Below are 6,733 nucleotides of genomic sequence, written 5' to 3'. Positions count from 1 at the left end.
CCATCGGCGCGCACGGCCAGACGGTGCGGCACCGGCCGCAGCAGTTCGACGGGACCGGCTACACGGTGCAGCTGTGCCAGCCGGCCCTGCTGGCCGAGCTCACCGGCATCGACGTGGTGGCGGACTTCCGCAGCCGCGACGTCGCCGCCGGCGGCCAGGGCGCGCCGCTGGCGCCGTTCTTCCACCAGGGTGCGTTCGGCCGCAGCGGCGAGAACGTGGCGGTGCTCAACATCGGCGGCATGGCCAACCTCACCGTCCTGCGCGCCGACGGCTCCATGACCGGCTTCGATTGCGGCCCCGGCAACTGCCTGATGGACCTCTGGTGCGCGCGCCACACCGGGCGTGCCTACGACGCCGGCGGTGCCTGGGCGGCCACCGGGCGGCCTGTGGCGTCCCTGCTGGACCTGCTGATGGCCGACCCCTTCTTCGCGCAGATGCCGCCCAAGAGCACCGGCCGGGACCTGTTCAACACGCCCTGGCTGGAAGAGGCGCTGGCCGGCTTCGCCAACACGGCGCCGGCCGACGTGCAATCCACCATGGCCGAGCTGACCGCACGCGCCTGCAGCGAAGACGTGCTGCGCCATGCGCCAGACCTGCAGCGCCTGATCGTCTGCGGCGGCGGTGCGCTCAACCACCACCTGATGGCCAGGCTGCAGGCGCGATTGCCGCAGGTCAAGGTGGAGTCCAGCGACGCCCAAGGCCTGCCCCCGATGCAGGTGGAAGCGATGGCCTTCGCTTGGCTGGCGCGCAAAGCGGTGCTGCGCGAAAAACTGGAGCTCACAAGCAACACGGGCGCCCGAGGCGCCCGTGTTTTAGGTGCGATCTACCCGGCGTAGATTCACTTTGAAATCGCGCCAGCGATTTCAAAGTGCCTGATCAATGCAATCAAAACTCGACGGACTGGGCGAAATAACATGCAGCGCAGTCCCCCATGCAAAAGGGACCGGCTTTGCCGGTCCCTTTTGCACTGATCAGACAACTTTGAAATTGCTGCGCAATTTCAAAGTTAATTTCATGTCGAGAAACTGGAGCCGCAGCCGCAGGTGGTGGTGGCGTTCGGGTTCTTGATGACGAACTGGGCGCCCTGTAGGTCTTCCTTGTAGTCGATCTCGGCGCCGACCAGGTACTGATAGCTCATCGCGTCGATCAGCAGGGAGACGCCGTTCTTGCTCATCACCGTGTCGTCCTCATTGGCGACTTCGTCGAAAGTGAAGCCGTACTGGAAGCCGGAGCAGCCGCCGCCTTGCACGAAGACACGCAGCTTGAGATCGGGGTTGCCCTCTTCTGCGATCAGGTCAGCCACCTTGGCTGCCGCGCTGTCGGTGAAGACCAGCGGATCGGGCATCTGGGTGGAAATGTTTTCAGCGACAGCGCTCATGGGCGGACTCCGGGAAATAACTCGACGTTGACGGATAGTAAGCCAGCCCGCGCTTCGGCACGAACTCAGGCGCTCTTTGAGGCCAGCTTGAGTAAGGGCTTTTCCTCGGCGCCTTCCACCATCAGCGGCTTCATCTGCCCTGAGATGACGGCCCCCTGGTGCATTTCAAGCGCCATGTACGACACATCTCCTTCGATGCGCGCTTTGGGCTGCAGTTCCATCAGTTCGCGGGCAGTCACCGGACCGCGCACCGTCCCGTTGACGATCACGTGGTCGGCAACGACTTCGCCCTGCACCGTGGCGGCCTCCGAAATGACGAGCATGGTCGGCTGCTCGCTGGTGGCGAGGATGTTGCCGAACACTTCACCGTCGATGCGCAGGCCTTCGCTGAATTTGATGTGCCCTTCGATGCGGGTGCCGTGCGCGATCAGGCTCTTGATCGGCGGTTGTGCCTTCTTGCCAAACATGGGTACTCCTCAACGTGATGCGTCATTTTCACAGCGAAATCGTCTGCACGGCGCGGGTTGTTGTTCCCTCCACCACTTTCGCGGAAACATTTTTTACAACGGCCTGGGATGGCAGGTCGACCATTCCTTCCAGCCGGCGGTATTGCCGGAACTGCAGGGGCATGGCGCCACCGGGAAGGCTCATCATCCACGGTTTGCCGTCTAGCACGCCGGAGACGCTGATTTCCACCTTGCCGCGGAATTCGGGCGCGTTCTTTACCGGCTGCATTACCAGCAATTGCCACTTGAGCTGGGTGCCGTTCAGCACTTCGCCTTGCAGGCCGCGAATGGCGACACCTTCAGTCCCGCTGGCCGGGCGTAACTTTTCGAAAAATCCAAGATCATCGCGCAACGCGCGGTTTTCCCCCTCCAGGGTACGGATCTGCGCCACCAGGCGCTCCTGCGTGGCCTTCTCCGCAGTGATGAGGCTGCCCGACGTGTTCAGAATGGACTGCGCCTTGTCGCGCTCCTCGCGCAGCTTGGCGACTTCGGTGCGCAGCTGCGACAGCTCTTCCTTGGCGCCGGTGTCGAGCCCTGCGATGTCCTTGCCTTTCTCGAACGCCCACAGCGCGATCGCGCCGCAAAAGCCCAGCACGATCGCCACCCCAGCCCAGCGCAGCGGCCACGGGAAGGCGCTGCGCACAGCCATGCGCGGCGCACTGATGGTCAGGCGCCTCCTCAACAATTTGAATCTCATCTGCGGCGCATCCTGCCCAAAGAACAAAGCCGCAGCAAGCGTGAACTTGTGCGGCTTTGACCAGCGGTCGCTGGAATCGGATCAGCGCTTGCTGAACTGCTTCCTGCGGCGGGCGCCGTGCAGGCCGACCTTCTTGCGCTCGACCTCGCGGGCGTCGCGGGTGACGAAGCCGGCTTGCGACAGCGCGGGCTTCAAGGTCGCGTCGTAGTCGATCAGCGCGCGGGTGATGCCGTGGCGCACCGCGCCGGCCTGGCCGGATTCGCCACCGCCGTGCACGTTGCACTGAATGTCGAAGGCTTCGACGTTCTCGGTCAGCACCAGCGGCTGCTTGGCGATCATGATCGAGGTTTCGCGGCCGAAGAACTGTTGAATGTCCCTGCCGTTGATCGTGATCTTGCCGGAGCCTTTTTTCAGGAAGACACGGGCCACGCTGCTCTTGCGGCGGCCGGTGCCGTTGTTCCAGTCACCAATCATTTGGACACCCCATTGCCTGTGTTGGCGATTTCCAGCGGCTTGGGCTGCTGGGCGGTATGCGGATGCTCGCCGCCGCCGTACACCTTGAGCTTCTTGATCATGGCGTAGCCGAGCGGGCCCTTGGGCAGCATGCCCTTGACAGCTTTCTCCAGGGCGCGGCCGGGATGCTTGGCCTGCATTTCCTTGAAGGTCGCCTGGCGGATGCCGCCGGGATAGCCGGTGTGCCGGTAATAGATCTTGTCGGTCTCTTTGTTGCCGGTGACACGCAGCTTGGATGCGTTGATGACGACGATGAAGTCGCCGGTGTCGACGTGAGGCGTGTAAATGGCCTTGTGCTTGCCGCGCAGACGGAGGGCAGCTTCGCTGGCTACCCGTCCGAGCACCTTGTCGGTGGCGTCAATCACAAACCACTCGTGCTTCACGTCAGCGGGCTTGGCGCTGACAGTGGTGGTCATAAAGACTCTCGAGTGAAGTTTGGTGGCGGGCTCTATTCCACGGTCGGCGTCCCTCTGAAGGGGACCTCTTAGGTGGGCTGACAGGCCAGTGCGCTTTTGGCGCATCAACGGCACCGCAAGGTGCCTTCCTGTCTTCGCGAGCGGAGCCACTAGGCGCTGCGAAGCCCGCGATTATACGAAGAATCAAAGACTTGGCTCAACCCTACTTGCGCCGCGCTCAAGAAAAAGCCCCGCCGAGGCGGGGCCGAACCATTACTAACCCTGAGAGCATCACTAACCTTGGAGAAACTTCAGTGTGCAGCCGCCCGGCAGCGGCGGCCGTAAGCAGGATGCTTATCCGCACTAGGTGAATCGCTGACGGTCTTGTAGGAAGCTGAGCAGGCGCTGCCACCTGCCCGGCGGTAGTGTCTCAGTTTGAAAGTAAGCTCCCTTGACTCGGGAATGCGCTGCTCGTGGCCCGTGTCAGCGGTGGGAGACGGGGCAGCTCGGAGCACGGAAAGGCGCCTGCGCGGTGGCCGCCACCGTCTGGGCGTCCTGTGCTTCAAGGTACGCCAAGAGTGCCCCCAGCAGGGCGTTTGCGGCCATGACGATGACGACGGCCAGGACTGGCGGCGTCGGCCGCTCTTGTTCTCCCATGCTTGCCTCCACTGTGACAGCGGTCATCCTACCAAAACGGTAGCATCCGTGGGAGCGCAAATCGGGACCATGGCGCCTTTACAGCTGTAGAGGTGCCGGTAGATGTCCGTTTTCGCAAAGCGCTTGAAGGAGGCACGGCTTCAGGCCGGGCTTTCGCAGGAGGCGCTTGGCATTGAAGCGGGCCTTGATCCGGCGTCGGCCAGTACGCGGATGAACCGCTACGAGCTGGGCAAGCGAGCACCCGACTTTGAGCTGGTGGAGCGGATCGCGGAAGTCCTGGAGGTGCCAGCGCCTTACTTCTACGCCACTGACGACACCCTCGCCAGGATCATCCTGGCAGCCGGGAAGCTCTCAGCGCGCGAGCGGGCCAAGCTCGCAGAGTCGGCCGAACTGGCAGCTGCGAAACGGCCCTGAATAATCCTCGGGGATTACTGCCAGGTAATCCCGGGGGATAGACGCGAAAATCCTGGGCGTCATGCCTACCCACCCGCTACCTCGCAGTTCTCGCCTTCCTTGCGCTCTGCCTGCCCGCCCAGGCGGCCGAAAGCTGTTTAATTGTTGGGGTGTCTGACGGCGACACCCTGACTGCACGTTGCGGTGTGGAAGGCACTTTCCGGCAGACCAAGATTCGACTGTCCGAAGTGGACGCGCCTGAGAAACGGCAGCCCTATGGGCAGCGTTCGCGGCAGTCGCTGACGACCCTGTGCTTCGGAACTCTGGCGACCATCCGACCGGAAAAAGACTGACCGATACGGGCGTACCGTTGCAGTGTGGAATGTCGGGGGCAAGATGCCGGCGAAGCCCAAGCCCGCGCAGGCATGGCGTGGTTCTACACGGCCTACGGGAAAAGTTTAACTGTTAAAGCTGCCGAGACGGAAGCGAAGGAGGAGAGGCGCGGGCTGTGGGCTGACACTGAGCCGATAGCGCCTAGGGAATGGAGGCATGCTCAGGGGGAAAAAATAAGGCCCGCAGCAGCGGGCCTTAGTGGGGAGCACCGGGAAGGGCTGCGTTATTTCTTCCAGCCAAATACGTCGCCCAGCACACCCTTCAGCTTTGATTTCTGATCGGCCGTCCACTCCGAGTACATGCCGTCACACGGTGCTGTAGGCGAGAGTTCGCCATTGGCTAATTTCCCCTGCGCCTCCTTCAGCGCCGGATCGTTGGCGGCCGTCACATCCTTTAACTTGAAAGGGGCCTTCTGTTCGTTGGCATTCATTGCAATCTCCATAACCATTCCCCTGTCGTTCAGCGCATCGATCACATCTTGAACCTGGACATCCTTGGTGGGGTTGAACAGGTTGTGGTCACCCGACACGAAATCAAAAAACTTTACGTCGCCGCCGGACGACGAATCGAACGTCTTGGCAGACTCAACGGCGCGTTGGCCATCGCGGTTCTCGTTCCAGCAAACGTATGCGTACCTCGATCCAGAGCCCGCAAAATACCCACCGTCCTTGACGATGTCCTGACGCTCTTTGAAGAGCACCGCCTTGTCCGAGGCACGGGCGATGCACACACACATCTTCTCGCAGTCCGGCATCTGAGAATCATCCCCAGGAGCCGATCTAATCCACGTTTTCCACGCCTGGATGCGGTGACCATCACCCGCAAACATAAACACTGCATCCCCGTAGCGTTCGATTTTGTCGAACCTCGTGTCGTCCACGTAGATCAGGTAATTACCATACTCCACAGACCAACGCGAGTCTGTTGCCATCAGTCCTACATTACTGTCATACACGTTCGTCGTCATCAGGACCTCGCCTGACCAATTCGGCCGGGATTTTAGTTATTTGGTACTAAACACACGATCCAGACGGCGATACTTAGTGGTCACCAGCAGAATGTGTGCCATTCGACACAAGGCGACGGGACTGTACACGAACACTTTCAAATGGCCAACGCGACCGTGTGCAGCACCTCCCGTCCCGGTCAGCAACCAGCGTAGTTCTTCCGCCCGCTTGGCGCCTCCGGTTCGTGTGGCACCCCTGGCCGTCCAAGCCGCCACCGTGGGCATACACAGCCCCGGACCCCAGCAGAGTGCATACCGTGATGATCGTTTTCATGTGACTCCTCCTCGGAGCCACTGTGCTTACAGATCAGCTAGCGCGCATCCTTCGACTGGAGGAGGGCTGCTATTCGATGACCTGATCTGTTGGCCTCTCCGCCGGCACGCAGTACCAGCCGCACGTCCCGGATGACGCGCGCCTGCATGTCCGAGCTGATGGCGTACCCGAGCACCATAAACCCACCGTCATAGGTCTGCACCCGCACGTCGAACAACGGGAACAGCACGGTCACCGGCACGGTGTCCGTTTTGGCCTGCTTCTCCACCGTGGCGCACAGGTAGTGCTTAGCGTTGTGGATCGACAGCTTGCTTGCACGGGTGCGCCCCACTTCTCGCGCGGCAACCTCTCGCCCAACGGCCCACGGCACTCCTGAACTGCACACCAAATGCTGTATGGACATACAGTTGTCAACGCCGATTAAAATCTGACCCACTTTCCTGCAAGGTCGCCGAATTAAATCTGACCCACCCGGGTTCATTCACTTCTGCCTCTCGGTCGCGCAGGGCGAAGCCCGGAGC

Annotated in this window: 10 protein-coding genes; 3 read left to right on the top strand and 7 right to left on the bottom strand. The window is 61.7% G+C overall.

Annotated features, from left to right (window positions below; all coding sequences use genetic code 11):
* The coding region (locus H0U68_RS10075; RefSeq protein ID WP_296355144.1) for an anhydro-N-acetylmuramic acid kinase at positions 1-836 on the top strand (836 nt) is incomplete at its 5' end.
* A 176-nt stretch (positions 837-1,012) separates the two neighbouring features.
* Here H0U68_RS10075 and erpA read toward each other — a convergent pair.
* The 5 genes from erpA to rplM form a co-directional block, all read right to left on the bottom strand.
* Positions 1,013-1,378, bottom strand: coding sequence for an iron-sulfur cluster insertion protein ErpA (erpA, locus tag H0U68_RS10070; RefSeq protein WP_296355142.1), 366 nt, complete (start codon positions 1,376-1,378; stop codon positions 1,013-1,015).
* Between the two features lie 65 nt (positions 1,379-1,443).
* On the bottom strand, positions 1,444-1,845 hold the full coding sequence (locus H0U68_RS10065; RefSeq protein ID WP_296355141.1) for a polymer-forming cytoskeletal protein: 402 nt from the start codon (positions 1,843-1,845) through the stop codon (positions 1,444-1,446).
* 28 nt (positions 1,846-1,873) lie between these two features.
* Entirely contained in the window at positions 1,874-2,581 is a 708-nt protein-coding gene (locus H0U68_RS10060) for a DUF6776 family protein (protein WP_296355139.1), read from the bottom strand.
* An 81-nt stretch (positions 2,582-2,662) separates the two neighbouring features.
* Positions 2,663-3,055 carry a 30S ribosomal protein S9 gene (gene rpsI / locus H0U68_RS10055; RefSeq protein ID WP_296355136.1) on the bottom strand — a complete coding sequence of 131 codons (393 nt, stop codon included), beginning with the start codon at positions 3,053-3,055 and terminating at the stop codon, positions 2,663-2,665.
* Positions 3,052-3,510, bottom strand: a complete 459-nt coding sequence (gene rplM / locus H0U68_RS10050) for a 50S ribosomal protein L13 (RefSeq protein ID WP_296355134.1) — start codon at positions 3,508-3,510, stop codon at positions 3,052-3,054. The genes rpsI and rplM overlap by 4 nt, the downstream gene beginning before the upstream one ends.
* A gap of 738 nt (positions 3,511-4,248) precedes the next feature.
* Here rplM and H0U68_RS10045 point away from each other — a divergent pair.
* Together H0U68_RS10045 and H0U68_RS10040 are read left to right on the top strand one after the other, a co-directional pair.
* Positions 4,249-4,560 carry a helix-turn-helix transcriptional regulator gene (locus H0U68_RS10045; protein WP_296355132.1) on the top strand — a complete coding sequence of 104 codons (312 nt, stop codon included), beginning with the start codon at positions 4,249-4,251 and terminating at the stop codon, positions 4,558-4,560.
* A 356-nt stretch (positions 4,561-4,916) separates the two neighbouring features.
* The gene (locus tag H0U68_RS10040) at positions 4,917-5,210 is read left to right on the top strand and encodes a thermonuclease family protein (RefSeq protein WP_296355130.1); all 294 of its coding nucleotides are present in this window, start codon (positions 4,917-4,919) and stop codon (positions 5,208-5,210) included.
* On the opposite strand, the gene H0U68_RS10035 is transcribed toward H0U68_RS10040, so the two are convergent.
* Positions 5,156-5,899, bottom strand: coding sequence for a hypothetical protein (locus H0U68_RS10035; protein WP_296355128.1), 744 nt, complete (start codon positions 5,897-5,899; stop codon positions 5,156-5,158). The two genes, H0U68_RS10040 and H0U68_RS10035, sit on opposite strands and share 55 nt — an antisense overlap.
* Positions 5,900-6,249: 350 nt before the next feature.
* Positions 6,250-6,615: a hypothetical protein gene (locus tag H0U68_RS10030; protein WP_296355126.1), complete on the bottom strand. Its 366-nt coding sequence runs from the start codon at positions 6,613-6,615 to the stop codon at positions 6,250-6,252.
* Between the last annotated feature and the right edge of the window lie 118 nt (positions 6,616-6,733).

Origin of the sequence: Ramlibacter sp., from assembly GCF_013697775.1 — a bacterium.
In the GTDB taxonomy this organism is placed as follows: domain Bacteria; phylum Pseudomonadota; class Gammaproteobacteria; order Burkholderiales; family Burkholderiaceae_C; genus Ramlibacter.
The sequence above is the reverse complement of the archived record's forward strand: the minus strand, read 5'-3'. Positions and strand labels throughout refer to the sequence as shown.

What these genes read in the sequence shown, in the direction of transcription:
- H0U68_RS10060 (WP_296355139.1), bottom strand. Translation starts at nt 2,581, where the DNA reads ATGAGATTCAAATTGTTGAGGAGGCGCCTGACCATCAGTGCGCCGCGC.
- H0U68_RS10030 (WP_296355126.1), bottom strand. Translation starts at nt 6,615, where the DNA reads ATGTCCATACAGCATTTGGTGTGCAGTTCAGGAGTGCCGTGGGCCGTT.
- rplM (WP_296355134.1), bottom strand. Translation starts at nt 3,510, where the DNA reads ATGACCACCACTGTCAGCGCCAAGCCCGCTGACGTGAAGCACGAGTGG.
- H0U68_RS10045 (WP_296355132.1), top strand. Translation starts at nt 4,249, where the DNA reads ATGTCCGTTTTCGCAAAGCGCTTGAAGGAGGCACGGCTTCAGGCCGGG.
- erpA (WP_296355142.1), bottom strand. Translation starts at nt 1,378, where the DNA reads ATGAGCGCTGTCGCTGAAAACATTTCCACCCAGATGCCCGATCCGCTG.
- H0U68_RS10035 (WP_296355128.1), bottom strand. Translation starts at nt 5,899, where the DNA reads ATGACGACGAACGTGTATGACAGTAATGTAGGACTGATGGCAACAGAC.
- rpsI (WP_296355136.1), bottom strand. Translation starts at nt 3,055, where the DNA reads ATGATTGGTGACTGGAACAACGGCACCGGCCGCCGCAAGAGCAGCGTG.
- H0U68_RS10065 (WP_296355141.1), bottom strand. Translation starts at nt 1,845, where the DNA reads ATGTTTGGCAAGAAGGCACAACCGCCGATCAAGAGCCTGATCGCGCAC.